General features: G+C 64.8%; 26 protein-coding genes. 10 read left to right on the forward strand and 16 right to left on the reverse strand.

Features of this window, described 5'->3' with window-relative positions; translation table 11 throughout:
• Positions 1 to 8 precede the first annotated feature (8 nt).
• Complete coding sequence (locus tag ASD75_RS15230) at positions 9 to 611, forward strand: short chain dehydrogenase (RefSeq protein WP_056746980.1); 603 nt, start codon at positions 9 to 11, stop codon at positions 609 to 611.
• Between the two features lie 97 nt (positions 612 to 708).
• Here the strand turns inward: ASD75_RS15230 and ASD75_RS15235 are convergent, their stop codons facing one another.
• From ASD75_RS15235 to ASD75_RS15255, 5 genes are all read right to left on the reverse strand, one after another.
• Positions 709 to 1,713, reverse strand: coding sequence for a tripartite tricarboxylate transporter substrate binding protein (locus ASD75_RS15235; RefSeq protein WP_056746825.1), 1,005 nt, complete (start codon positions 1,711 to 1,713; stop codon positions 709 to 711).
• 162 nt (positions 1,714 to 1,875) lie between these two features.
• Positions 1,876 to 2,619: an SDR family NAD(P)-dependent oxidoreductase gene (locus ASD75_RS15240; protein WP_056746826.1), complete on the reverse strand. Its 744-nt coding sequence runs from the start codon at positions 2,617 to 2,619 to the stop codon at positions 1,876 to 1,878.
• Positions 2,616 to 3,827 (reverse strand): 3-oxoadipyl-CoA thiolase, encoded by a 1,212-nt coding sequence (gene pcaF, locus ASD75_RS15245; RefSeq protein ID WP_056746827.1) that lies wholly within the window; start codon positions 3,825 to 3,827, stop codon positions 2,616 to 2,618. Before pcaF ends, ASD75_RS15240 begins: the two co-directional genes overlap by 4 nt.
• Positions 3,828 to 3,862: 35 nt before the next feature.
• Positions 3,863 to 4,513, reverse strand: a complete 651-nt coding sequence (locus tag ASD75_RS15250) for a 3-oxoacid CoA-transferase subunit B (protein ID WP_056746828.1) — start codon at positions 4,511 to 4,513, stop codon at positions 3,863 to 3,865.
• 29 nt (positions 4,514 to 4,542) lie between these two features.
• Positions 4,543 to 5,244: a 3-oxoacid CoA-transferase subunit A gene (locus tag ASD75_RS15255; RefSeq protein WP_056746829.1), complete on the reverse strand. Its 702-nt coding sequence runs from the start codon at positions 5,242 to 5,244 to the stop codon at positions 4,543 to 4,545.
• 91 nt (positions 5,245 to 5,335) lie between these two features.
• On the opposite strand from ASD75_RS15255, the gene ASD75_RS15260 reads away from it, so the two are divergent.
• The gene (locus ASD75_RS15260; RefSeq protein ID WP_056746830.1) at positions 5,336 to 6,136 is read left to right on the forward strand and encodes an IclR family transcriptional regulator C-terminal domain-containing protein; all 801 of its coding nucleotides are present in this window, start codon (positions 5,336 to 5,338) and stop codon (positions 6,134 to 6,136) included.
• A 139-nt stretch (positions 6,137 to 6,275) separates the two neighbouring features.
• Here the strand turns inward: ASD75_RS15260 and ASD75_RS15265 are convergent, their stop codons facing one another.
• Complete coding sequence (locus ASD75_RS15265) at positions 6,276 to 6,497, reverse strand: hypothetical protein (RefSeq protein WP_199170782.1); 222 nt, start codon at positions 6,495 to 6,497, stop codon at positions 6,276 to 6,278.
• A 207-nt stretch (positions 6,498 to 6,704) separates the two neighbouring features.
• Between ASD75_RS15265 and ASD75_RS15270 the strand changes: the two genes are divergently transcribed.
• Positions 6,705 to 7,139 (forward strand): DUF1841 family protein, encoded by a 435-nt coding sequence (locus tag ASD75_RS15270; protein ID WP_010459392.1) that lies wholly within the window; start codon positions 6,705 to 6,707, stop codon positions 7,137 to 7,139.
• Positions 7,140 to 7,244: 105 nt separating this feature from the next.
• Here ASD75_RS15270 and ASD75_RS15275 read toward each other — a convergent pair whose 3' ends face one another.
• The 8 genes from ASD75_RS15275 to ASD75_RS15310 all read right to left on the reverse strand — a co-directional run bounded on the left by ASD75_RS15275 (position 7,245) and on the right by ASD75_RS15310 (position 14,647).
• On the reverse strand, positions 7,245 to 8,120 hold the full coding sequence (locus tag ASD75_RS15275; protein WP_056746831.1) for an oxaloacetate decarboxylase: 876 nt from the start codon (positions 8,118 to 8,120) through the stop codon (positions 7,245 to 7,247).
• 11 nt (positions 8,121 to 8,131) lie between these two features.
• Positions 8,132 to 9,340, reverse strand: coding sequence for an ABC transporter substrate-binding protein (locus ASD75_RS15280; protein ID WP_056746832.1), 1,209 nt, complete (start codon positions 9,338 to 9,340; stop codon positions 8,132 to 8,134).
• Between the two features lie 69 nt (positions 9,341 to 9,409).
• Complete coding sequence (locus ASD75_RS15285) at positions 9,410 to 10,150, reverse strand: ABC transporter ATP-binding protein (protein WP_056746833.1); 741 nt, start codon at positions 10,148 to 10,150, stop codon at positions 9,410 to 9,412.
• The gene (locus ASD75_RS15290; RefSeq protein ID WP_235511636.1) at positions 10,134 to 10,991 is read right to left on the reverse strand and encodes an ABC transporter ATP-binding protein; all 858 of its coding nucleotides are present in this window, start codon (positions 10,989 to 10,991) and stop codon (positions 10,134 to 10,136) included. Before ASD75_RS15290 ends, ASD75_RS15285 begins: the two co-directional genes overlap by 17 nt.
• Complete coding sequence (locus tag ASD75_RS15295) at positions 10,988 to 11,959, reverse strand: branched-chain amino acid ABC transporter permease (protein WP_056066094.1); 972 nt, start codon at positions 11,957 to 11,959, stop codon at positions 10,988 to 10,990. The genes ASD75_RS15290 and ASD75_RS15295 overlap by 4 nt, the downstream gene beginning before the upstream one ends.
• A gap of 9 nt (positions 11,960 to 11,968) precedes the next feature.
• A complete protein-coding gene (locus ASD75_RS15300; protein WP_056066095.1) occupies positions 11,969 to 12,832 on the reverse strand; it encodes a branched-chain amino acid ABC transporter permease in 864 nt (287 codons plus the stop codon).
• 16 nt (positions 12,833 to 12,848) lie between these two features.
• Positions 12,849 to 13,382: a 3-isopropylmalate dehydratase gene (locus tag ASD75_RS15305; RefSeq protein ID WP_056746835.1), complete on the reverse strand. Its 534-nt coding sequence runs from the start codon at positions 13,380 to 13,382 to the stop codon at positions 12,849 to 12,851.
• Entirely contained in the window at positions 13,379 to 14,647 is a 1,269-nt protein-coding gene (locus ASD75_RS15310; protein ID WP_235511637.1) for an aconitase family protein, read from the reverse strand. Before ASD75_RS15310 ends, ASD75_RS15305 begins: the two co-directional genes overlap by 4 nt.
• A gap of 146 nt (positions 14,648 to 14,793) precedes the next feature.
• Here ASD75_RS15310 and ASD75_RS15315 point away from each other — a divergent pair, with 146 nt between their 5' ends.
• Positions 14,794 to 15,627 (forward strand): IclR family transcriptional regulator, encoded by an 834-nt coding sequence (locus tag ASD75_RS15315; protein ID WP_056746837.1) that lies wholly within the window; start codon positions 14,794 to 14,796, stop codon positions 15,625 to 15,627.
• 3 nt (positions 15,628 to 15,630) lie between these two features.
• Here ASD75_RS15315 and ASD75_RS15320 read toward each other — a convergent pair whose 3' ends face one another.
• Entirely contained in the window at positions 15,631 to 16,893 is a 1,263-nt protein-coding gene (locus tag ASD75_RS15320; RefSeq protein ID WP_056746838.1) for a putative Na+/H+ antiporter, read from the reverse strand.
• Positions 16,894 to 17,104: 211 nt separating this feature from the next.
• On the opposite strand from ASD75_RS15320, the gene ASD75_RS15325 reads away from it, so the two are divergent.
• Positions 17,105 to 17,587: a DUF3429 domain-containing protein gene (locus ASD75_RS15325; RefSeq protein ID WP_056746839.1), complete on the forward strand. Its 483-nt coding sequence runs from the start codon at positions 17,105 to 17,107 to the stop codon at positions 17,585 to 17,587.
• 68 nt (positions 17,588 to 17,655) lie between these two features.
• Here ASD75_RS15325 and ASD75_RS15330 read toward each other — a convergent pair whose 3' ends face one another.
• Positions 17,656 to 18,318: a cytochrome c gene (locus ASD75_RS15330; RefSeq protein WP_056746840.1), complete on the reverse strand. Its 663-nt coding sequence runs from the start codon at positions 18,316 to 18,318 to the stop codon at positions 17,656 to 17,658.
• A 106-nt stretch (positions 18,319 to 18,424) separates the two neighbouring features.
• On the opposite strand from ASD75_RS15330, the gene ASD75_RS15335 reads away from it, so the two are divergent.
• From ASD75_RS15335 to ASD75_RS15355, 5 genes are all read left to right on the forward strand, one after another.
• Positions 18,425 to 19,279, forward strand: a complete 855-nt coding sequence (locus tag ASD75_RS15335) for a MoxR family ATPase (RefSeq protein ID WP_055401588.1) — start codon at positions 18,425 to 18,427, stop codon at positions 19,277 to 19,279.
• The gene (locus ASD75_RS15340; protein WP_056746841.1) at positions 19,280 to 19,531 is read left to right on the forward strand and encodes a hypothetical protein; all 252 of its coding nucleotides are present in this window, start codon (positions 19,280 to 19,282) and stop codon (positions 19,529 to 19,531) included.
• Between the two features lie 20 nt (positions 19,532 to 19,551).
• Positions 19,552 to 20,148: a GNAT family N-acetyltransferase gene (locus ASD75_RS15345; RefSeq protein ID WP_056746842.1), complete on the forward strand. Its 597-nt coding sequence runs from the start codon at positions 19,552 to 19,554 to the stop codon at positions 20,146 to 20,148.
• Positions 20,149 to 20,172: 24 nt separating this feature from the next.
• A complete protein-coding gene (locus ASD75_RS15350) occupies positions 20,173 to 21,360 on the forward strand; it encodes a VWA domain-containing protein (RefSeq protein WP_056746843.1) in 1,188 nt (395 codons plus the stop codon).
• 144 nt (positions 21,361 to 21,504) lie between these two features.
• Positions 21,505 to 23,442 carry an autotransporter assembly complex family protein gene (locus ASD75_RS15355; protein WP_235511638.1) on the forward strand — a complete coding sequence of 646 codons (1,938 nt, stop codon included), beginning with the start codon at positions 21,505 to 21,507 and terminating at the stop codon, positions 23,440 to 23,442.
• Positions 23,443 to 23,445 lie beyond the last annotated feature (3 nt).

Here is a 23,445-nt window from a genome sequence, read left to right on the forward strand (position 1 = left end):
AAAACACCATGTCCAAGATTCTTCTCATCGGCGCGAGCGGCACCATCGGCCAGGCCGTGCTGGCCAACCTGGGCGCACGCCACGACGTGATCACCGTAGGCCGCAGCAGCGGCACGCACCGTGCGGACTTCTCGCAGCCAGGGGCGGTTGCCCAACTGTTCGAGGCGGTGGGCAAAGTCGATGCCATCGTGAGCACCGCAGGCAACCTGCACTTTGGCCCGCTGGCGGAAATGACGGCCGAGCAGTTCAACCTGGGCCTGCAGGACAAATTGCTGGGCCAGGTGCAACTGGCGCTGGTCGGCCAGAAGTATCTGAACGATGGCGGCTCCATCACGCTGACGGCGGGCATCCTGTCGATTGAGCCCATCCGCAACGGCGCCAGCGCCACGGCCGTGAACGCGGCCATCGAAGGCTTTGCGGCTGCAGCCGCCATCGAGCTGCCACGCGGCCTGCGCATCAACGCCATCAGCCCCACGGTGCTGACCGAGTCGATGGGCAGCTACGGGCCGTTCTTCCCGGGGTTCGAGCCGGTGCCCGCCGCGCGCGTGGCGCTGGCCTACCAGCGCAGCGTGGAAGGTGCGCAGACGGGGCGTGTGTACCGGGTGCAGTGAGCCCGGCTGCCTGATGTGAAGCAAAAATAGCTGCTACCGCCCGATGCATGAGCGGTAGCAGCTATCAATCTGGTAGCCGCAAAAATCTCGACTGCGCTTAGTCCAGGCTCGCCCCAGACTCCTTCACGACCTTGCCCCACTTGACGGACTCGGCCTGGATGAAGGCAGCAAACTGCTCGGGCGTTTCGCTGTACGTCTCGGCACCCTGCTCGTTGATCTTCTTCTTCACCTCGGCCTGGTTCAGCACCTTCACCAGTGCGGTGTTGAGCTTGGCCAGCACCGGCGCAGGCGTGCCGGCGGGCGCAAACATGCCAAACCACGAGGTGGCTTCATAGCCGGGCACGCCGGCTTCGGCGATGGTCGGCACATTGGGCAGCTCGGGCGAGCGCTTGGCCGTGGTCACGGCAATGGGCACCAGCTTGCCACTGCGCACGTGTTGAATGGCCGAGGGCATGTTGTCGAACATGATGCCGATCTGGTTGCCCAGCAGGTCGGTCACAGCGGGTGCGCTGCCCTTGTAGGGCACATGCACCATGTCCACCTTGGCCAGGCTCTTGAACAGCTCGCCCGACAGGTGGATGGAGCTGCCGTTGCCCGAAGAGCCGAAGTTGACCTTGCCGGGGTTGGCCTTCGCGTAGGCGATCAGCTCCTTCACCGTCTTGTAGGGCTGTGCCGGGTTGGCCACGAGCAGGTTGGGCACGTTGGCCACGCGCGTGAGCGGTGCAAAGTCCTTGATGGGGTCGAACGGCATCTTCTTGTACAGGCTGGCGTTGATGGCGTGCGTGCCCACCGTGCCCATAAAGAGGGTGTAGCCATCTGCCGGGGCCTTGGCCGCCATGGCGCCGCCGATGTTGCCGCCCGCGCCCGCACGGTTGTCCACGATGACCGACTGGCCCAGCTCCGTGGTCAGCGCCTGGCCGATGATGCGGGCCAAGATGTCGGTGGTGCCACCTGCTGCAAAGGGCACGACGATGGTGACGGGCTTGCTCGGATAAGCCTGGGCGAGCGCAGTACTGCTGCCCAGCAGGCCGATACCGGCGAGGGCGGTGACTGCAGCGGCCGACAGCGCGAAGCGGCGGGTGGCGTGGATGGAACGGGTCATGGTTTGTCTCCTTCAAGAAGGTGGATGAATGAATGGGTCGGTGCCACCAGCGCCGCGTGGGCCCGCGTCTGGCCGCGCCGTGGCCTCAACCGGGCGCCGAGGCCTCCGGACGAGAACGGGGGGTGCCCCTTGCGGGGCGGCAAGGAAGATCAGTTCAGGTTGCTAAACAGGCGCCACTCCCAGCGTGGTGCCTCCGCACACGTACAACACCTGCCCGGTCACGAAACCGTTGTCGGGCGAGAGGAAAAACAGCGCGGCGCGCGCCACGTCGTCGGGCGTGCCCATGCGGCCCACGGCAATGCTGTTCAGGATGCGCTGCGTCTGCGGCGCACCGTCAGGGTTGCTCTGGCGGAAGAGTTCGGTGGCAATCGGCCCGGGACCAATCGCGTTGACGGTGATGCCGTCACGCCCCAACTCCATGGCCAGCGTGCGTGTCATGCCGATCATTCCGGCCTTGGTGGCGGAGTAGACGATGCGCTCGCCCTTGCCCAAAGCGGCGCGCGACGACATGTTGACGATGCGGCCCTGCCCGCTGGCGCGCAGCGTGGGCAGAAAGGCCTGCACCAGCAGCATGGGTGCACGCAGGTGCAGGCCCACCACGTCATCCAGCTGCGCGGTGGTGGCGGTGTCGATGGTGCCAGGGCGCGTGGCGCCCGCGTTGTTCACCAGTGCGGTGACGTTGTGCTTGGCCGCGATCTCGGCCGCGCGTTCGCGGGTCGAGTCTTCGTCGGTCAGGTCGCCCTGGTGCGAGGTGAGTTGCGGGTGGCTCCAGGTGGGCAGCACGTAGTCCAGGTTGACCACGGCGTGGCCCAGGGATAACACGGCTTCGGCAATCGCGCGGCCGATGCCGTTGCTGGCACCCGTGATGACAGTGACCGGTGTCGGGTTGCGCTCAATCACGGTCACACGCGCTCCAGGATCACGGCAATGCCCTGGCCCACGCCGATGCACATGGTGCACAGCGCGTACTTCCCGGCGTGTTCGTGCAGGCGGTTGACGGCAGTGGTGACCAGGCGCGCGCCGCTGGCGCCCAGCGGGTGGCCCAGCGCAATGGCGCCGCCCCAGGCGTTCACGCGGGCATCGTCGTCCTTGAGGCCCAGCGCGCGCAGCACGGCCAGGCCTTGCGCGGCAAAGGCTTCGTTCAGTTCGATCACGTCCATGTGGTCGATGGTCAGGCCCGTCTGCGCCAGCACCTTCAGGGTGGCAGGCGTGGGGCCAAAGCCCATGATGCGCGGCGCCACACCGGCCACGGCCATGCCGACCACGCGGGCGCGGGGCTTGAGGCCATATTTGGCAGCGTTGGCTTCATCGGCCAGCAGCAGCGCGCAGGCGCCGTCGTTCACGCCCGATGCGTTGCCCGCCGTCACCGTGCCATCGGGCCGCACCACGCCCTTGAGCTTGGCCAGCGCTTCCAGGCTGGTCTCGCGGGGGTGTTCGTCCTGGCTCACGATGATCGCGTCGCCCTTCTTTTGCGGGATGTGCACCGGCACGATCTCGCGCGCCAGATGGCCGGCCTTGATGGCGGCCACGGCGTTGAGCTGGCTGCGCAGGGCCATCTGGTCCTGGGCTTCGCGCTCAATCTTGAAGTCGGTGGCCACGTTCTCGGCGGTTTCGGGCATGGAGTCCACACCGTACTTTTCCTTCATCAGCTTGTTGACAAAGCGCCAGCCAATCGTCGTGTCATACACCGCGTTGTTACGGCTGAAGGCCGACTCTGCCTTGGGCATGACGAAGGGGGCGCGGCTCATGCTCTCCACACCGCCCGCGATCATCAGACCTGCCTCGCCCGCCTTGATCGCGCGCGCTGCGGTGCCCACGGCATCGAGCCCCGAACCGCACAGGCGGTTGATGGTGGCGCCGGCCACGTCGATGGGCAGGCCCGCCAGCAGGCTGCTCATGTGGGCCACGTTGCGGTTGTCTTCACCGGCCTGGTTGGCGCAGCCGTAGAGCACGTCGGTCACGGCCGCCCAGTCCACGCCGGGGTTGCGATCCATCAGCGCCTTGATGGGGATGGCACCCAGGTCATCGGTGCGTACGCTGGAGAGCGCGCCGCCGTAGCGGCCGAAGGGGGTACGGATGGCGTCGCAGATGAAGGCTTGGCGTTGTGGGCTCACGGTTTTGTCTCCTCGTTTCTGGGGGGTGGATTCGTTCAGGCGGCGGGGCGGATGGGCAGGCCCACCAGTTGCTCCAGCTCGGCGTGCGACAGGCCGGGCACCATGTCGATGAGCTGCAGCCCGGAGGGCGTGCAGGCCAGTGTGCACAGATCGGTATAGATACGCTTCACGCAGGCGACACCGGTGAGCGGGTAGGTGCATTGCGTCACGATCTTGCTCGCGCCCTGCTTGGTCAGCAGGTCCATCATCACCCAGGTCTGCTTGGCGCCGATGGCCAGGTCCATGGCCCCGCCCACGGCGGGGATGGCGCCGGGCTCGCCCGTGCTCCAGTTGGCCAGGTCGCCCGTGGCGCTGACCTGGAAGGCACCCAGCACGCAGATGTCGAGGTGCCCGCCGCGCATCATCGCGAAGCTGTCGGCGTGGTGGAAGTACGCGCCGCCGGGCAGCAGCGTGACGGGCTGCTTGCCCGCGTTGATCAGGTCATAGTCCTCCAGCCCCGCAGCGGGCGCAGGGCCCATGCCCAGGATGCCGTTTTCGCTTTGCAGGATGACTTCGCGGCCAGCCGGGATGTGGTTGGCGACCAGGGTCGGCTGGCCGATGCCCAGGTTGACGTAGGCACCGCCGTGGATGTCTTGCGCCACGCGTTTCGCCAGCTCGTCTTTACTACGCTTTTGATAGCTGCTCATGCTTGTTCTTTCTGCGCTTGGGGCCGATATCACGCGGATTTTTTGAATCCGCCCGCCTGCGTGGCCGTGCGGTCGATCTTCACCACATGCGTCACATAGATGCCCGGGGTGACGATGGCTTCCGGGTCCAGCGCGCCCAGCTCCACCACCTCGTGCACGGTGGCAATCGTGGTCTTGGCAGCCGTGGCCATCACGGGGCCAAAGTTGCGCGCCGACATGCGGTAGGTGAGGTTGCCCCAGCGGTCGCCCTTCTCGGCCTTGACCAGGGCCACATCGCCGTGGATGGGGTATTCGAGCACGTAGTGTTTGCCATTGATCTCACGCGTTTCCTTGCCCGCAGCCAGTTCGGTGCCATAGGCCGTGGGGCAGAAAAAGGCGCCGATGCCCGCGCCCGCAGCGCGCAGGCGCTCGGCCAGATTGCCCTGGGGCACCAGTTCCAGCTCCAGCTTGCCACTGCGATACAGGTCATCGAACACATAGCTGTCCACCTGGCGCGGAAAGCTGCAGATGATCTTGCGCACCTGGCCCGCCTTGAGCAGCGCGGCCAGGCCCTGGTCGGCATTGCCTGCGTTGTTGTTGACCACAGTGAGGTCGCGTGCCCCCTGGGCGATGAGGCCATCGATCAGCTCGCCCGGAATGCCGGCCGTGCCGAACCCGCCTATCAACACCGTGGCACCATCCTCCACCCCCGCAAGGGCCTGGGCCACCGAGTCCGCCAGTTTGTTGATCATTGCAACTCTTTCTTGGTTTCTCTGTTGTCTCTTTGAAATTTGTTCGTATATAGAACAAATGTTCGCTTAAAGAATTATAGTTGGCATACGTATGAATTCCCAAACCCCTGAAGCCAAAGACCCCAAACCGAGCGACAGCTATGTGCAGTCGTTCGCGCGCGGGCTGGAGGTGATCCGCTCGTTCAGCGCTGCCACACCGCAGCAGACCTTGAGTGAAGTCGCCGCGCAGACAGGTCTCACGCGCGCCGGTGCGCGCCGCATCCTGCTCACGCTGCAGACGCTGGGTTATGTGGAGACGGACGGCAAGCTGTTTCGCCTGAGCCCGCGCATTCTGGATTTGGGGTTTGCGTACCTGTCCTCGCTGCCCATCTGGAACCTGGCCGAGCCGGTGATGGAAGACTTGGTGGAACAGGTGCGCGAGTCGTCGTCGGCCGCCGTGCTCGACGGCCTGGACATCGTCTATGTGCTGCGCGTGCCCACGCACAAGATCATGCGCACCACGCTGGGCGTGGGCTCGCGCCTGCCCGCGTGCTGGACGTCCATGGGCCGCATGCTACTGGCCGGGTTGCCGGACGACGAACTGCAGGCCCGGCTGCAAGGCCACCCCACGCAGCGCTTTACCGAACACACCACCACCGATGTGGATGCACTGCTGGCCCACATCCGCCAGGCGCGTCAGCAGGGCTGGTGCCTGGTTAATCAGGAGCTGGAAGAGGGTTTGATATCGATTGCTGCGCCGCTGACCAACCGCACGGGGCAGACGGTGGCGGCGCTCAACATCAGCGGTCAGGCCAATCGCACAAGTGCGGCGGTGATGCAGGAGAGCCTGCTGCCCGCACTGCTGAGTGCGGCCCGGACCATCTCGCGCATGATGGGAGCGCCGAGGGGGTGACAGATAACGGCTGTCGGCAACCGGCACCAGGGATCACCCACCGCAACGAGCGGCCGGTGCTAAAGCTCCAATTTCCGTCTTACGTGGATAGGGCGAGAACCGGAGCCGCAACACCCGTCACTCGCCACGGTGGATGAAATCAGTTCTTGCGAAAGCCGAGCACCAGCACCACGCCGCCGAGAACCATCGCGCCCAGGCTCAACCATTGGGGGATATTCACGGATTCCTTTTCTTTCACGGTCAACTCCAGCGGACCGATCTTGGCCTGGGTGGTGTCCTTGGTAAAGCTGAACCCCCCGGTCAGAAACCCGGCAAGGCCCACCACCAACAACAGCACACCAACGATTCGCATTGCATTCATGACACTTCTCCCGATGCCGGGTTTGAAGGACTGCAGCAAAGTGGACCCGGCTCCCGACCCTTGCGCCAGCCCAATGTAGGTGCGCCGGCGCACAGCCCGCGTAGGACGCCGCCCCGGCGCGATGTAGCAGCCGGGCGCAATCCGCATCCCCTCCCCCGCCTCCACTCTGACGCCAGGCCCTTGCCCTGCGTGCTACCCTCACGCCCCATGTTCAGCCCCTCCCAAGCCGATGTGCGCCGCTTTCTGTGTGGTGTACACGCCAAGACCCAGAGCGGCGCCCCCATGGAAGCCATCGAGACGCTGGCCAGCCTGTGGATCGCCGAGCACCCCGAGTACCACGCCGACCTGTCCGACGCCGATGCTGCCGTGGCACGCAACTACGACGAAACACCGGGGCAGACCAACCCGTTCCTGCACCTGTCAATGCACCTGTCGATCAGCGAACAGTGCAGCATCGACCAGCCCCGTGGCATACGCCAGGCGGTGGAGCTGCTGACGGCGCGGCTCGACTCGCTGCACGACGCCCACCACGCTGCCATGGACTGCCTGGGCGAGATGCTATGGGAGAGCCAGCGCGCAGGCCGCCCGCCTGATGGCGACGCCTACATCGCCTGCGTGCAGCGGCGCGCGACGCGCGACTGAAGGTACAGCCCAGCGCCCGAGAGTCAGTCCAGGCAACAAAAAAGGCCAGCACCCGCGAGGGCACTGGCCTGCATCAACACCACGGCCCTTTCGGGCGTGTGGCGATCAACCCGCCTCGTAGTGCGCCTGGCGCTCTTCCATCGCCTTCCAGCCGATCACTTCCTTGAAGTCGGCCATGCTGGTCTGTCCGCAGGGCAAGCCGTCCACATCGCCCGTGCGGCGGGCCGACAGCGTGGCCAGGTTCTTCTGCAAGGCGTGCACCGTGCTCATCAGCGTGACCACCGGATAAGTCGCAAAAGCCGCCACCTCTTCGATCTGCGACCGCGTGAGACGCGACATCCACAGCCCTTGCATGAGCTGCAGCGACAGGCGGCGGCCCGAGGCATTGCGCAAGCGCACCAGGTCTTCATAGCCCTTGAAAGTGCGCGAGATAGGCTGGATCAGGTCCGCCCCCGCCTCCGCAAAGCGCACGGCGCGCTCGATGGCCTCCTCGGGGTCGGCCACATCGGTGCGTGCGACGATGAGGAAGTCCGGGTCCTGGCGGGCATCCACCGCCGCCTTGATGCGCGCCACGGCATCGGGGATGGACACCACAGGCGTCACCGCCGCCGCCGCCGGGCAGCGCTTGGGACTGATCTGGTCTTCGATCGAGATCGCGGCCACGCCCGCCTTCTCGAACTCGCGCACGGTGCGGGCCACGTTGATGACATTGCCGTAGCCGGTGTCGGCATCGGCAAACACAGGCTTTTTCACCACGTTGACGATGTGGTGCACCACACCCACGTTCTCGCTGAGTGTGTAGACCTCCATGTCTGGCTGGCCCAGCAGCGATGCCGAGATGCCAAACCCCGTGGTGAAGATGCCGTCAAAGTCCGACTGGTCCACCAGCAGGGCCGAGAGGGCGTCCTGCGCACCGGCCATCCAGAAGGTAGGGCCCGACTGGATGCGCGCACGCAGCTGTTGTCGCAAGCTTGTTGTCATGGCGGGTGTCCTCAACGTTTCACGGGGTCGATGTAGCTGCCCATGGACACGAACTTCTGGTCCTTGAGCTCCATCAGCGCCACACCCGTCTGGCCGCGCCGCGCATAGCCACCAGCACTGACGGGCTGGAAGGTGATCTTGGGGCCGATCTTCTGGTCAAAGTCCTTCATGCCATCCAGCTCGGCCACCACCTTAGCGCGGCTCGGTTCGGCGCCGGTGCGCTTCAAGGCCTCGACCGTCACAGCGGCCGACGAATAGCCCATGAGCGCCATCGAGGTGGGAGCCGACTTGGGATACAGCTTGGTGTAGCGCTGGAAGAACGACTGGATGGCTGGGTTGTTGCCATCCACCGCGTCGTAGTAAGAGGCCACATACAGCTTGGACTGCGTCTTGCCCAGCAGCTCGATGAACTTGGGGTCGTTGAGCCCCCCCGCACCAAACACCGTGGGCTTCCAGCCCAGCTTTTCGGCACCGCGGAAGAACTGCACCGCCTCCTGGCCCAGCGCGTAGACGATGACCACGTCCGGCTCAGCCTGCTTGAGTTTGAAGACCTGCGAGGTCAGGTCGGTCGCAAAGCGCTCAAAGGTCTGCGCCTCCACCAGCTTCATGCCGTGCTTTTCCATGCGCTGCACCGCAATGTCGTAGGCCGGTTTGCCCCAGCCGTCGTTCTGGTAGAGCATTGCGATTTTCTTGGCCTTGAGCACCTCCACCGCGTGGTCGATGTAGGCCGCCGTCTCGGTGGACTGGGGCGATGGCAGCACGTACAGCAGGTCGCGTGGTGGGTTGGAGGTCAGGTCGGAGATGCTCAGCGCGCCAATGGTGGGCACCTTCTTGGTGGAGCTGTATTCGTAGGCGCTGATGTTGGTGGCGTGGCCGATGTTGCCCACCATGGCAAACACCTTGTCGCGCTCCACCAGCAGCTTGGCGTTGGCCACCGACTTGGCGGGCTTGAGTTCGTCGTCATAGGTGATGAGCTTGATCTTGCGGCCATTGACGCCGCCCTGCTCGTTGACCATGTCGAAGTAGGTGCGCATGCCTTCGTCCACGGCCTTGCCCATGTAGGCCAGCGTGCCGGACAACGGCTGTGACGAGCCGAGCACGATCTCCTGGGTCAGCACGCCCTCTTCCTTGTTCTCAAAGGCATGCGCGCCCAAGGTGGCGGCCATCAGACTGGCAGCTGCAGCGGCCAGCAGGGTGCGGCGGGGAGTGAGGTGGGTCATGGTTTGTCTCCTGTGTTTATCGGTGGGAAGGGAACATGGGGGAAGGAACTTGCAAAGCCGAGCCTGCGGTCAGCCGCCCAGGTAGGCACGGCGGATGTCTTCGTTGCCTGCCAGCTCGGCGGCCGGGCCTTGCATCACGACACGGCCGGTCTCGATGACATAGCCTTCGTCGGAGATGTCGAGCGCGATGTCTGCGTCCTGCTCCACGATCAGCAGCGTGAGGTTTTCGCGGTCGCGGATGTCGCGCAGCGTTTCGAAGATGGCGTCTTTCAGGATGGGTGCCACGCCCATGGAGGGCTCATCCAGCATCAGCAGGCGCGGCTTGGCCAGCAGGCCCCGGGCAATGGCCAGCATCTGCTGCTCGCCGCCCGACAGCGTGCCGGCGCGGGACGTGATGCGTTCCTTGAGCCGGGGGAAGTAACCCAGCACCCGGTCGATGTCGTCGCGCACCTCGGCGGCTGGGCGGGTGTACCCACCCAGCACCAGGTTGTCGCGCACGGTGAGTTGCGCAAACACCATGCGGCCTTGCGGTACATGGGCAATGCCGCGCCGCACCAGCGCTTCGGCAGGCACGTTGGCGATGGACTGGCCGTCAAAAATGGCTTGCCCGTCACTGACGGGCAGCAGCCCCGAGAGTGCACGCATCAGCGTGGTCTTGCCCGCGCCGTTGGCGCCCAGCACACACACGATGCGGGCCTGCGGTACGCGCAGGCTCACGCCGTGCAGCGCGCGGATCTTGCCGTAGCCCGCGCTCAGGTTGTCCACGCTCAGCAGTGCGGGCGCACTGGATGGTTCAACGCCGTTTGCCACTCTTGCCTCCTCCGAGATACGCCTCAACCACGGCGGGATGGTTTTCGATCTCCCTGGGGGAGCCCTGCGCCAGGAAGGCGCCGTTGTGCATCACGGTGATCGTGTCCGAGATGGACATCACCAGGGGCATGCTGTGCTCGATGAGCAGCAGGGTCGCTTGCGTGCTGGCCTGCAGCCGCTTGAGTGTTTCGCCCAGGGCATCGATCTCACGGTTGTTCATGCCCGCTGCAGGCTCGTCCAGCAGCATCAGGCGTGGCTCCAGCGCCATGGCACGGGCCAGCTCCACCAGCTTCTGCGTGCCATAAGGCAAGTCGCGCACCACCGCATGGGCATGGGCTTGCAGGTTGAGCTTCTCCAGCACGGCCTCCACACGCTCACGTTCCTCGCGCTCCTCACGGCGCTGGCGTGGCAGGCCCAGCAGGGCTTCCACCAGCGTGGCGCGCATGGCCATCGACCGTGCAATCAGCACGTTGTCAAACACGGTCAGTTCGGCAAACAGCTCCAGGTTCTGGAAGGTGCGGGCAATGCCCAGGCGCGCCACCTGGTGCGCCTTGCAGCCCAGCAATTCCACGTCACCTGCGGCCGTGCGATACCGCATGGAGCCTTGCTGGGGCGTGTAGAAGCGGCTGATGCAATTGAGCATCGTCGTCTTGCCAGCGCCGTTGGGCCCGATCAATGCGTGCACCGTACCGGGCATCACGTCGAAGCTCACGTCCTGCACGGCCACGATGCCTCCGAACGCCATGCGCACGCCCTGAATGCTGAGCAATGGGGCTGCCCGACCGGGTGCTGCCGACACAGTTGCCTGCAACGGCAATGTCTTGTCGTCCAAAACTCTCATCGCGCCACCCCGCTTTGCGCCGCATCTGCGCCGGGCAGGCGCTTGCGCTTGAAGAGGCTGGCCAGCCCGTCGGGCAAGAACATCAGCGCCAGGATCATGGCCACGCCGTACAGCGCGCGCTGGAACTGATCAAACCCCAGGTAGGTGAGCAACTGTGGCGCACCGATGACGAACACCGCCCCCAGCACCGAGCCCAGGATGGAGCCCAGGCCGCCCACGATGACCATCGAGACGAAGCTGATCGACACCATGATGCTGAACAGCGATGGGTCGATGAAGCGCACCAGCGGTGCATACAACGCACCCGACAGGCCGGTGTAGAAGGCACAGACGCCAAACGCCACCAGCTTGAGCGCCGTGGTGTTCAGGCCCAGAGCGCGAGCTGCTGTCTCGCTGCCCTTGATGGCCAGAAAGCCACGCCCAAACCGGCTGCGCGCCAGGTTGCGCGCCACCCACAGCGCACCCGCCAGCACCACGGCGGTGAACACGTGGTACGCGCGCTCGTCCAGCGCCCAGCCGAACAGCGTGGGGCCGGGCGCGCCCATGCCGTTCTCGCCGCCCGACATGTCGCCGCTGGACTTGGCGATCTCCACCGAGATCATCACGAAACCCAGCGTGGCAATCGCCAGGAACACCTCTTCCAGCCGCAGGACGGGGAGCGCCAGCAGCAAGCCCACCACGGTGGCGATGCTGGCCGCAATGAACATCGAAAGCACCAGCGGCACACCAAAGTGCGTAGTCAGGATGGCCGAGCCATAGGCGCCGATGCCGAAGAACACGGCACCCGCCATGGAGATCAGGTTGGTGTAACCCGTGAGGATGTTGGTGCCAAACGAGGCCAGCGTATAGATGATGACTAGCGTGAAGATGTACAGCACGTAGCCACCGGGCACGAGCGGCGCCAGCACGAAGGCCAGCACGAACAGCAGCGGGCCGAGCCAGGGGTATGCGTCAAAGACTTTGGTCATGGCAGCTCCTTAGACCTTCTTGATCTGGGCGCGGGCCAGCAGACCGTGGGGGCGCAGGATCAGGATGACCAGCATCACGATGAAGGGCACCGCGTCCTTCCAGGCCGAGGACACATAGGCGCCCGTGAGGTTCGACGACACGCCGATGATCACGCCGCCCAGCAGCGCGCCCGGCATGCTGCCAATGCCGCCCAATACCGCGGCGGCGAACGCGAAGTGCAGGGCGTGCTGCATCATCGAAAAGTGCACGAAAGTCAGCGGCGCAATCAGCAAGCCCGCCGTGGCGGCGATCACGTGCGACAGCGCCCAGGCCAGCGCATAGATGCGCTTGATCGGAATGCCCATGAGGCGCGCAGCCGTGGGGTTTTCCATGGTGGCCTGCATGGCGATGCCCAACCGCGTGAAGCGAAAGAACGCAAACAGCAAACCTGCCAGCGTGGCGCACACGGCCACGATGCCCAGGTCGATGCCCGAGACGATCACACCGCCGATGTCGATGGGGGCAGCCGGGAAGATGCTGGGCAGCTCCTGCGTGTCCTTGCCCCATACCCAGATGGCCAGGTCGCCAAACACCAGGAACAGGCCCAGTGTGCAGATCGCAGACGACAGCAGTGCCTTGCCGATGAAGCGGCGGATGATGAACCGTTCGATCGCCATGCCCAGCGCCGCGCCAAAGAGCAGCGTGAGCGGCACCACCGCCCACAGCGGCAGGCCCAGCTTGAACAGTGTGTAGGCTACAAAGGCCGAGAGCATGGCCGCTTCGCCATGCGCGAAGTTGAGGATGCCCGTCGCCTTGAACACCATCACGATGCCCAGGGCGATGAGCCCGTAGATGGCGCCCAGGGCGACGCCGCTCACAATCATCTGCAACATGGTGCGCTCCTGCCCGTCATGTCGCCGCAGCGGCTGCACGCTCGCGCGCCAGCCGGGCTTTGAGATACGGCGTGAACCCGCCCGCCTCGATGGTGGCGCGCTCGGTGGACGACCAGGGCTCGAACGGCAGCGCCTGGCCCGTGCGCTCGTTGACGACCACACCGCGCTCCCAGTCCACTCGCAGAGTGTCCCAGCGCTGCGTGGCGGCGCGGATGCCCGGGCAGGTGATCAGCGGGAAGCCCATGCTGATCTCCCCCCGAAAGAAGCCGGGCGAGAAAGACTCGGCGATCACGCCGGCCACCCCGAGGTGGCGCATGGCGCGCATGGCCGGGTAATGCGGGTGGCCATAGCCAAAGTTCTGGCCGCCCACCAGTACATCACCTTTGGAGACGGATTGGGCAAAGCCAGGGTCGTAACTGGTCATGGTGACCGCCGCCAGTTCATTGATGTCGGTGATCTTGATGTTCTTGATGCCGACAATCAGGTCGATGTCGTAGTCGTCTTCGGTGAAGACCCAGGCCGCGCGGCCATGCAAGGTGGGCAATGTCATGCTGCGCTCCCTTCGGTGTAGGCGAGGTAGGGCCGGGGGTCGGTGATGCAGCCTTCCAGGGCCGATGCCGCCACCACGGCAGCGTTGCAGATGAAGATTTCGGAGTCGGCACTGCCCATGCGGCCGGGCGTGTTGAGCGTGCCGGTGGACACAGCGCGCTGGCCATCGGTCATGGTGGCAATGCGGCCATAGCAATAGTCACAGCTCGACGAGCTGATGAACGCGCCTGCATCCACCAGGGTGGAGATCAGGCCTTCGCTGGCGGCCTGCGACATGATGGCCTGGGAGGTGGGCACCACATGCAGCTGGAAGCCCGGCTTGATCTTGCGGCCCTTGAGCACCTGGGCGGCAATGCGCAGGTCCTCCAGGCGGCCGCTGGCGCAGCTGCCCAGGTAACCCATGTGCACTTCCAGGCCTGCGTATTCGGTCAGGTCCCGGGTATTGGCGGGGCTGGGTGGCGCCACCACGATGGGCGCCAGGTCGCTCACGTCCACGGTCACCACACGGTCGTAGTGCGCATCGGCATCGGGGTAGACCGGGTCCAGGGCGATCTTGGAGCGGCCCTTGGCGTGTTCCAGCGTCTTGGCATCGGGGGCAATCAGCATCGTGGTCGCGCCCAGGAACATGGCCTGGCCGCAGATCGTCTGGCGGCCCTCGATGCTCATGGCATCGATCACAGTGCCGCACAGCTCCACCACCTTGAAGCGGCAGGACGATGGCCCCATCACCCGTACCAGGTGGTGGAAGATGTCGCGCGCCATCACACCGGGCTGCACCGTGCCGGTGACTTCGATCTTGACCGTGCCCGGCACCACGAGCGCCATGCGCTCGGAGACAAAGGTCTCCAGCACACTCTTGCGCGCTCCGATGGCCAACGTGCCGAACGCACCCAGCTGGCTCACATGCCCGTCGAAATGCACCGCAAATGCACCCGGCGTGGCGTAGCCCAGCTCGGCCGACACTTGGTGGCCAATGCCCTCGCGCTCGTGCACGGGCACGCCCTGCTCCTTGCCCCAGGCGCGGGTGACCTTGTGCAGCTCTTCCTCCTTGGGGGCGGCGGCCGGGACCATGTGGTCGATGAACAGCACAAAGCGCTCGGGGCTGGGCACCTTGTCCACACCGAAGTCCTCCTTGGCCTCCTTGAAGAACACATCCGTGTAGCCCGGAAAGTCATAGGCAATCACGAAATCCGGCCTGGCCAGGATCTCGTCGCCCGCCCGGACCGCAGGCACCCCTGCAACCCGGGCGAGGATCTTTTCAGTCATCGTGTAAGACATGTGGCTTCACCCAGTTATCCACTATGTGGAAGTTGAAAAATAGTTTGATTACTTATTAAAAAATCAAACGACAGCTCAATCGCCTGGGTAAACCCTAGATTGCCCACTATGTGGATACAAACTACAAAGACAACATGAATAAAAACACCATAGCAGTCCCATCAGAGACAAATAAACCGCCACATAGTGGAAACTCGAAAACAGGAACTCAAAGCATCGAACGTGTCGTGCAGATGCTCCGTATCGTGGCGTCTCGTGGCAAAGGTGGCATGCGCATCGGCGAGATCGCCGCCACCAGCGGCCTGCCGCAGTCCACTTGCTTTCGCATGCTTCACCGGCTGGAGGCCGAAGGCCTGGTGGACCGGGATGCCCACACACGCAAGTACTACCTGGGCCCGCTGCTGTACGAGCTGGGATTGCTCGCGCGCCCCCGCTACCGGCTGTCGGAGCTGTGCGACAGCGCGCTGCAAAAGCTGGCCGAAGTCACCCAGGACACCATCTACCTGAGCGAGCGCAGCGGCCTGGAGGCCGTGTGCACCCACCGCGCACTGGGCGACTACCCCATCAAATCGCTGGCGCTGGACGTGGGCATTCGCCGCCCGCTGGGCGTGGGTGCGGGCGGGCTGGCGATCCTGTGCGCATTGCCTCCCGACGAGGCCGAATCCATCATCGATGCCAACGCGCCCAAGTACGAGAAGTACGGATTCGTCACAGCCCCCTACCTGCGCGAGGCGATCAAGGTGGGACGCGAGAAGGGCTATGCGTTTCTGGACAGCGTGGTCACACCAGGTACAGCAGCCATCGGTATCGCTTTTCCGCCAGACAACCCGATCGCCGCCATCAGCGTGGCAGCGATCTCGGGGCGGCTGGAGTCGCACCGGCGCGACGAGGTGGCCCGGCTCATGCGCCCGCAGATCCGCGCCATCTGCGAGGCCATGACCAGCCAGGCCGTGTTGGCCGAGCGGTAACGACTACAACAAGCGAAACGCCAGCACCGCCACCATCGTAGGCGGCAAAGCCCCGAGCAGCAGTCCGAGCGGGCGGATGGCGTTGTCAGCAAACTTCTCTTTCAGGATCGCCGCGCCTGCCGGGTTGGGCGCATTCGCGATCACGGTCAGGCCACCGCCGGTCACCGCACCTGCCACCAAGGCCACCTTGAACTCATGGCTGAGGCCTTCGACCAAAGAGCCCAGGTAAGTCAGCGCTGCGTTGTCCGTGAAGGCCGTGAGCGCCGCAGCACCAAAGAACACGGCGTTGGCATCCATCTTCATGAGCACCGGCTGTAACCACCACTGCTGCACGCCACCCAGCACCACCAGACCGGCCAGGAAGAAAGCCACGAGCAAGGCCTCGCGCAAGATCAGCGGGTTTTGATGGCGCTGGTAGGCCGTGGTGAAACCCATGAAAAACAGGAACAGGCCCAGGAACACAGCTGGATGGTGCGCAAAAAGCACTACCAGCGCCAAGAACACCAAGTGCACCAGCATGACGGACACAGGCACGGGCGCCTCATCCGTCGCGACCTTGCGCCCCATGTGCCCCACCTGGCGGCGAAACAGCAGCGTGGCGATGCCAGCGTTGACCACCACCGCCACGGCCGCCTTCCAGCCAAAGTGGGACACCATGAACCACAGATCCCAGTTCCACTGCGCCGCCACCATGAGCACCGGCGGCGCGGCGAACGGCGTGAGGGTGCCGCCAATGGAGATGTTGACGAACAGCACGCCAAGGGTCGAATACTTGAGTCGGTTCGACAAAGGCTGCGAAAACAGGATGTCACGCAGCATCAGTGCCGCCAGCGTCATCGCAGCAGGCTCGGTGATGAAGGAGCCCAGCAGCGGAACGGCCGACAACACCACAAAGTACACGGCCACACCGCGCTGAAAAGGCATGCACCGGGCAAACACCCGCACCGCAGAGCCTGACAACTGGAGGATTGGCCGGGTGGCGGCAATAACCATGATCGCAAACACGAACAGTGGCTCGGTGAAATTGCGCGAGTCCAGGTAGGCGGTGGCCTCCTGCTTGCCGCTGAGGGAGAAGGTGAACAGCATGAGCACCAGGGCCCAGAAGCCGAAGACGACCTCTACCTCACCCAGCAGATGCCAGATGCCCGCATGCTTGGGCTGCACGTGCGCCAGACGTTCGAAGTACTTGGTGGAGAAGGTATGGAGAATGGCCAGGCCGAACAGGACGGCACCAATCCCCTGGATCAGGGTGGGAGAGGAGTTCATGGGTCGCAGACAAACCGCGCGGCGGCCCGACCAGCGCATGAACCTGCCGGGCCACGATGGCGCCGACACCCATCTCCAATTTTACCGTGGCACTACGGCGACCCTGTGTAGGCGCAGCGCGCTTTGCACGCAGCGCACGGCGCACACAACCATGCAGCCCACTCGGGAGTCTCGCTTTCCAGACAATGCAGGCACCCCACCTGGAGGTCCCATGCACCATCATCCCACCGCACCACCCTTGTCTTCACCGCCCCCTGCGCCGATCCCATCGCCCGTGGCCTGGCTGGGCTATGGGGGCCTGCTGCCGTTTGTGGCGCTGGCGGTTGTGGGCCTGTGGGCGCCCGGCACGCCGTGGTGGAGCGCGGCGCTGCTGGCCTACGGCGCGGTGATTCTGAGTTTCGTGGGCGCGCTGCACTGGGGCTTTGCCATGGCACAAAGCGGGCTGAGCGCCGCAGAACGCACGCACTGCTTTGTGTGGAGCGTGGTGCCATCGCTGATGGCCTGGCCTGCCACGCTATTGCCCCCTGCAGCAGGGGCCGTGCTGCTGATAGCAGGCTTTGCAGCCCACCTGGTGCAAGACCACCGGCTGGCTGCGCGCACCTTGCTTCCCACGTGGTACTTGCCGCTGCGATGGCGCCTGACGGTCACGGCTTGCATATGTCTGGCGTTGGGTGCATGGGCCGCCAGCCGTTGACGATTCAACCGGCCAGCAAAAAGCCCGCCGAAGCGGGCTTTTTTTGTTGTAGTCAGCCAGCCTGCTGATCAACGGAAGCGCGACTGGGGCACCGTGTGCAGGTCGCCGTCAAGGCCGCTCACGTAATTGGCCAAGGCCTTCAGTTCAGCGTTGGTGAACTGCTTGGCCACACCGCCCATGATGGCGTTGCCACGACCCACGTTGGCGTTCTTCTCAACCTTGTAGGCCTTGAGCGCCACAAACAGGTAGTCGGCATGCTGGCCAGCGATCTTGGGGTAAGAGGGGTCGATGGGCTTGGCGAAGTTGTCGCCGTGGCAGGAAACGCAAGCGCCCTTCTTCAGCAGCTCGGCCACTTGCACGCTGGGTTCACGCGAGGGCTTGGCGGGCAGTTCGGCACCGGTCTTGCCGTGTTGTTCGTAGTAGGCCGACACGTCAGCGATGTCCTTCTCGGACAACGACTCGGCGATGCCGCGCATGGTGGGGTGCTTGCGCTCGCCCTTTTGGTAGGCGACCAGCGCTGCCGCAATGTACTTGGCGCTCTGGCCCGAGATCATGGGCACCTTGTGGATCTCAGGAAAGCTGGCCTGGTAGCCAACGATGCCGTGGCAACCAATGCACATGGCAATCTTTTGCTTGCCGGCTTCCACGTCGCCCTTGGCTTCCTGGGCGTGGGACAAGGCGGTCACGGAAGCGACAGCCAGGGCAAATAGCGTGGTCAACGTTTTGTTCATTTTGCGCGCACAATCTCGTGGAAGTTCAGCTCTGGGCTCTGATCAGCCGTCGATTATAGCCAGCGCCCTGTCAAGCCCATTCATCAACGATCCGGTGTTTTCCCCCATGAAATTCCAAGGCTCCCAGAACTACGTCGCCACCCAAGACCTGATGCTCGCCGTGAATGCTGCCATCACGCTGCAACGGCCGTTGCTGATCAAGGGCGAGCCCGGCACGGGCAAGACGATGCTGGCCGAGGAAGTGGCGCAGGCGCTGGACATGCCCCTGCTGCAGTGGCACATCAAGTCCACCACCAAGGCCCAACAGGGCCTGTATGAATATGACGCGGTGAGTCGCTTGCGCGACAGCCAGCTCAACGACGGCGACAGCGCCGAGCGCGTGAAGAACATCCGCAACTACATCATCCAGGGCGTGCTGTGGCAGGCCTTCACGGCCGACCGCCCCGTGGCGCTGCTGATCGACGAGATCGACAAGGCCGACATCGAATTCCCGAACGACCTGCTGCGCGAAATCGACCGCATGGAGTTCTACTGCTACGAAACGCGCGAACTCATCAAGGCCAAGCACCGCCCGCTGGTGTTCATCACGTCGAACAACGAAAAGGAGCTGCCCGATGCGTTCCTGCGCCGCTGCTTCTTCCACTTCATCAAGTTCCCCGAGGCCGACACGATGCGGCAGATCATCAACGTGCACTTCCCCACGCTCAAGAGCGAGCTGCTCAGCGTGGCGATGAAGACGTTTTATGACGTGCGCAACCTGCCGGGCCTGAAAAAGAAGCCCTCGACCAGCGAACTGATCGACTGGCTCAAGCTGCTGGTGGCCGAAGACATTCCACTCACCGCCCTGCAAAGCGCCGACAACAAGGTGGCCGTGCCCCCGTTGGTGGGAGCGCTGCTCAAGAACGAACAGGATGTGAGCCTGTTTGAAAAGCTGGTGTTCATGAACCAGAGGAACCGCTGAGTGAACAACGGCAACAGCAACGACGACACCCGCCAGCTGCTGGCCCACGGCGTCGCCGATGCCGTAGGCTTTGTGGGGGGCGCCCTGCTGGGCTTCTGGCTGGGCCAGCTGTTGGGGCTCGATATCTTCGCGCCCGGCTACGGCACCGGCAGCCTGGTGGGCATCGCCCTGGTGGGTATCGGTGGCGGCCTGGGCCTGCATGCGGCGCGGCGCTGGCAGAACAGCCGCCGCAGCCAACCGTCCAAGGATTGATGATTAGGGGATAGAGACCCATGGCTTTTGTAGAACCTGTCACGCTGCGCGATCGCGGAGTCCGCCTGGAACCGCTGGCGCTGGCCCATGAAGAAGGCCTGCGGGCCGCAGCCGCCGATGGCGAGCTGTGGAAGCTGCGCATCACCTCGGTGCCCGAGCCGCAGGACACCCGCGCGTACATCGAAGCCGCGCTCAAGATGCGCGAGGACGGCAACCGCTTTGCCTTTGCCGTGGTGGAAGACGCCACCGGCAAAGTGCTGGGCTCCACCAGCTACCACGACATCGTGCCGGCTGTGAAACGCGTGGAAATTGGCTACACCTGGTACGGCCAAAGCGTGCAGCGCACCCACGTCAACACCACCGCCAAGCTGCTGATGATGGGCCACGCCTTCGACACGCTGGGCTGCCATGTGGTGGGCTGGCGCACCGACAACTACAACTTTGCGTCACAACGCGCCATCGAGCGCCTGGGCGCCAAGAAAGACGGCGTGCTGCGAGGCCACGCGCTGCGCCGCGACGGCACCATCCGCGACACGGTGATGTACAGCATGCGTGCCGGCGAATGGCCTGAGGCCAAGGCGCAGCTGCTATATCTTTTAGAGCGTCATGCGCAATAAGCACTAGCGCTAGAGGCCAAAATCATGCTCATCGACTTCTTCTACACCCTGCGCTCGGCCAAGTTGCCCGTGTCGGTCAAGGAATACCTCACCCTGCTCGAAGCCCTGCAGGCCGGTGTGGTGGGCCCCAAGTCGGATGACGCATGGAGCCTGGACGACTTCTACAACCTCTCGCGCCTCACGCTGGTCAAGGACGAGAAGCACTACGACAAGTTCGACCGGGCCTTCGGCGCCTACTTCAAGGGCGTGGAGATGGTGGCCGACTTCACCAAGCAGATCCCGGCCGACTGGCTGCGCAAGATCCTGGAGAACGAACTCACGCCCGAGCAGAAGGCCGCCATCGAGAAGATGGGCTGGGACGAGCTGATGGAGACGCTGAAGAAGCGCCTCGAAGAGCAGAAGGAACGTCACGAAGGCGGCAGCAAGTGGATCGGCACCGGCGGCACCAGCCCGTTTGGCCACGGCGGCTACAACCCGCAGGGCGTGCGCATTGGCGGCGCGGGCAAGAACAAGAGCGCGGTGAAGGTGTGGGAGCAGCGCGCCTACAAGGACTACGACGACCAGCAGGAGCTGGGCACACGCAACATCAAGGTGGCGTTGCGCCGCCTGCGCAAGTTTGCGCGCGAAGGGCATGAGCTGGAGCTGGACCTACCCGACACCATTCGCAGCACGGCGGCCAATGCGGGTTACCTGGACATCAAGATGGTGCCCGAGCGGCACAACAACGTGAAGGTGCTGCTGCTGATGGACGTGGGTGGCACGATGGACGAGCACATCCAGCGTGTGGAAGAGCTGTTCAGTGCGGTAAAGAGCGAGTTCAAGCACCTGGAGTTCTACTACTTCCACAACTGCGTGTACGACTTCATGTGGAAGAACAACCGCCGCCGCTTTGCCGAGAAGTTCCCGACCTGGGACATCATCCGCAAGTACAACAAGGACTACAAGCTGATCTTTGTGGGCGACGCGACGATGAGCCCGTACGAGATCCTGCAGCCCGGCGGCAGTGTGGAATACAACAACGAGGAGCCGGGTGCCGAGTGGATCCAGCGCCTCACCCGCGCCTTCCCCAAGTTTGCGTGGATCAACCCCGAGCCCCAGGGCGTGTGGCAGTACCGCCAGAGCATTAGCATCATCCAGCAGCTGGTGGGCAACCGCATGTACCCGCTATCGCTCAAGGGGCTGGAAGAAACCATGCGGCTGCTGTCCAAATAGGCGCGGTACCGGGGTCAGATGCCTTGTGAGCATCTGTCCGACAGGGAGCGCTTCAATTTCAGGGCATAGTCGGGGATGAATGGGACAGGCTGGCAGGCTTGTCCGCCCCCCCCATACGACCTCCCTGACATATCCTTCCGCGCCGTGCCTCTCCGCGTTTTGCGCTCCGCCACCGCTACCACCCCAACGCCGGCCCTGTGGTCGGCGTTGCTGCTTTCCGGCGCACTGTGCCTGAGCGGCTGCAGCCTGCTGCCACGGGCCGACGAGCCCACGACCGGCGACACGGGCAGCGACGTTGCCAGCACCGCAGCCAGCAATAGCGCCGCGTCGTTTGACGTGGTGGTGCGCGCCCCCGACACGGTACGCGAGACGCTGGAGCGCCACCTGGAGCTGCAGCGCTTTCGCCAGCTGCCCGATCTGCAGGCCAACGAGCTGCAGCGCCTGCTGGGCGCCACTGATGCCAATGCGCGGGAACTGCTGGGCACCCTGGGCTACTTTGCGCCCACCATCACCGTGGAGTTGACGGAGGCGCAGGAAACCGCCGTTACCCGCAAGGGCGCGCCCCGCACCGTCACCGTCACCGTGGAGCCCGGCCCCCAAACCCGCATTGCCCGTGCCGACATCACTGTGGCGGGCACCGACGATGCCGACAAAGACAACCTGGCGCGACGGCAGCAGCGCCTGCAGCGCAACTGGTCTCTCTCCCCCGGGCAGCCCTTCACCCAGTCGGCCTGGGACAACGCCAAGGCCGACGGGCTGCGCCAGCTGCAGGCCCGGCGCTACCCCACGGCCCGCATCGCCAACAGCCGGGCCGAGATCGATGCCGACCGGCACGAAGCCCAGCTGGGAGTGAGCTACGACCCCGGCCCCGCCTACCGCTTCGGCCCCTTGCGCGTGCAGGGCAGCCAGCGCTACGACAGCGACGGTGCGCGGCGCCTGGCGCGCCTGCCCACCGGTGCGGTGTATGACGAAGCCGACATGCTGGACGCCCAGCTGCGCCTGGCCAGCAGCGGCTACTACGATGCCGTGTTCCTCACGCTCGATACCGAAGGCACCGACCCGCAGGCCGCCCCCGTGGTGGCCCAGGTGCGCGAGGCCTCGATGCAAAAGCTGGTGTTCGGCCCCGGCTTCTCGACCGACAGCGGCGCACGCCTGTCACTGGAGCACATCCACAACCAGATGCCTGTGCTCGGCTGGCGCGCGGTGACCAAACTCGCACTCGACCGCGAAACCAAGCTCGCCAACACCGAATGGACGGACCTGCCCAACGAAAACGGCTGGCGCTGGTTTGCAGGCGGCCAGGTGCTGCGCGAGGCCACTGGCGACTACGACGTCAACAGCGGCCGTCTGCGCGCAGGCCGCAGCAAGAGCACCAAATCCATCGACCGCAATTATTTTTTGCAGTACGACTACGCCAACAGCCAGGGCCTGACCGACAACGCGCGGTCGCCCTCCGACACCAGCACGGCCCTGAGCATCAACTACGGGTGGACGGGCCGCTACTTCAACAGCCTCACCGCCCCCACCCGGGGCCATGGCCTGGCGGTGGAGCTGGGCCTGGGCACCACCCTGCGGCCAGAGCGCGACCCGTTTGTGCGCACCCTGGTGCGGTGGCAGTCCGTCCTCCCCGCAGGCCGCGTGCAGGACGATGCAGGCATCGGCCGCAATGCCCGCGTAGCACTGCGGGCCGAGGCAGGCGCCGTGCTGGCGCGCGAGGGGGCGCAGATCCCCGTCACGCAGCTGTTTGTGACGGGCGGCGACACCACCGTGCGCGGCTATGGCTACCGCAGCATCGGCGCGCGCACCGACAACGGGCAACTCTATGGGGGCCGCTACCTGGCCGTGGGCAGCGTGGAGTGGCAGCGCCCCATCGTCTACAAGGGTGCCATGACCGACTGGGAAAGCACGCTGTTTGTGGATGCAGGCGCCGTGGCCGACAAGGTGGGTGACCTGAGCCCGCGCGTGGGCGTGGGTGCCGGTGTGCGCTGGCGCAGCCCCGTGGGCCCGCTGCAGGCCGACCTGGCCTACGGCGTCAAGACCAAGGAAGTGCGGCTGCACTTGCGCCTGGGGTTCAGCTTCTGATGG

Origin of the sequence: Acidovorax sp. Root568, from assembly GCF_001427445.1 — a bacterium.
Taxonomy (GTDB): Bacteria; Pseudomonadota; Gammaproteobacteria; order Burkholderiales; family Burkholderiaceae_C; genus Acidovorax; species Acidovorax delafieldii.

Excerpts from the sequence above, each read along its gene's own strand:
- ASD75_RS15235 (WP_056746825.1), bottom strand. The coding sequence starts at position 1,713 with ATGACCCGTTCCATCCACGCCACCCGCCGCTTCGCGCTGTCGGCCGCT.
- ASD75_RS15320 (WP_056746838.1), bottom strand. The coding sequence starts at position 16,893 with ATGAACTCCTCTCCCACCCTGATCCAGGGGATTGGTGCCGTCCTGTTC.
- ASD75_RS15350 (WP_056746843.1), top strand. The coding sequence starts at position 20,173 with ATGCTCATCGACTTCTTCTACACCCTGCGCTCGGCCAAGTTGCCCGTG.
- ASD75_RS15260 (WP_056746830.1), top strand. The coding sequence starts at position 5,336 with ATGAATTCCCAAACCCCTGAAGCCAAAGACCCCAAACCGAGCGACAGC.
- ASD75_RS15290 (WP_235511636.1), bottom strand. The coding sequence starts at position 10,991 with ATGAGAGTTTTGGACGACAAGACATTGCCGTTGCAGGCAACTGTGTCG.
- ASD75_RS15255 (WP_056746829.1), bottom strand. The coding sequence starts at position 5,244 with ATGATCAACAAACTGGCGGACTCGGTGGCCCAGGCCCTTGCGGGGGTG.
- ASD75_RS15230 (WP_056746980.1), top strand. The coding sequence starts at position 9 with ATGTCCAAGATTCTTCTCATCGGCGCGAGCGGCACCATCGGCCAGGCC.
- ASD75_RS15325 (WP_056746839.1), top strand. The coding sequence starts at position 17,105 with ATGCACCATCATCCCACCGCACCACCCTTGTCTTCACCGCCCCCTGCG.
- ASD75_RS15295 (WP_056066094.1), bottom strand. The coding sequence starts at position 11,959 with ATGACCAAAGTCTTTGACGCATACCCCTGGCTCGGCCCGCTGCTGTTC.
- ASD75_RS15330 (WP_056746840.1), bottom strand. The coding sequence starts at position 18,318 with ATGAACAAAACGTTGACCACGCTATTTGCCCTGGCTGTCGCTTCCGTG.
- ASD75_RS15345 (WP_056746842.1), top strand. The coding sequence starts at position 19,552 with ATGGCTTTTGTAGAACCTGTCACGCTGCGCGATCGCGGAGTCCGCCTG.
- ASD75_RS15250 (WP_056746828.1), bottom strand. The coding sequence starts at position 4,513 with ATGAGCAGCTATCAAAAGCGTAGTAAAGACGAGCTGGCGAAACGCGTG.
- ASD75_RS15270 (WP_010459392.1), top strand. The coding sequence starts at position 6,705 with ATGTTCAGCCCCTCCCAAGCCGATGTGCGCCGCTTTCTGTGTGGTGTA.
- ASD75_RS15280 (WP_056746832.1), bottom strand. The coding sequence starts at position 9,340 with ATGACCCACCTCACTCCCCGCCGCACCCTGCTGGCCGCTGCAGCTGCC.
- ASD75_RS15310 (WP_235511637.1), bottom strand. The coding sequence starts at position 14,647 with ATGACTGAAAAGATCCTCGCCCGGGTTGCAGGGGTGCCTGCGGTCCGG.
- ASD75_RS15265 (WP_199170782.1), bottom strand. The coding sequence starts at position 6,497 with ATGAATGCAATGCGAATCGTTGGTGTGCTGTTGTTGGTGGTGGGCCTT.
- ASD75_RS15335 (WP_055401588.1), top strand. The coding sequence starts at position 18,425 with ATGAAATTCCAAGGCTCCCAGAACTACGTCGCCACCCAAGACCTGATG.
- ASD75_RS15305 (WP_056746835.1), bottom strand. The coding sequence starts at position 13,382 with ATGACATTGCCCACCTTGCATGGCCGCGCGGCCTGGGTCTTCACCGAA.
- ASD75_RS15300 (WP_056066095.1), bottom strand. The coding sequence starts at position 12,832 with ATGTTGCAGATGATTGTGAGCGGCGTCGCCCTGGGCGCCATCTACGGG.
- ASD75_RS15275 (WP_056746831.1), bottom strand. The coding sequence starts at position 8,120 with ATGACAACAAGCTTGCGACAACAGCTGCGTGCGCGCATCCAGTCGGGC.
- ASD75_RS15315 (WP_056746837.1), top strand. The coding sequence starts at position 14,794 with ATGAATAAAAACACCATAGCAGTCCCATCAGAGACAAATAAACCGCCA.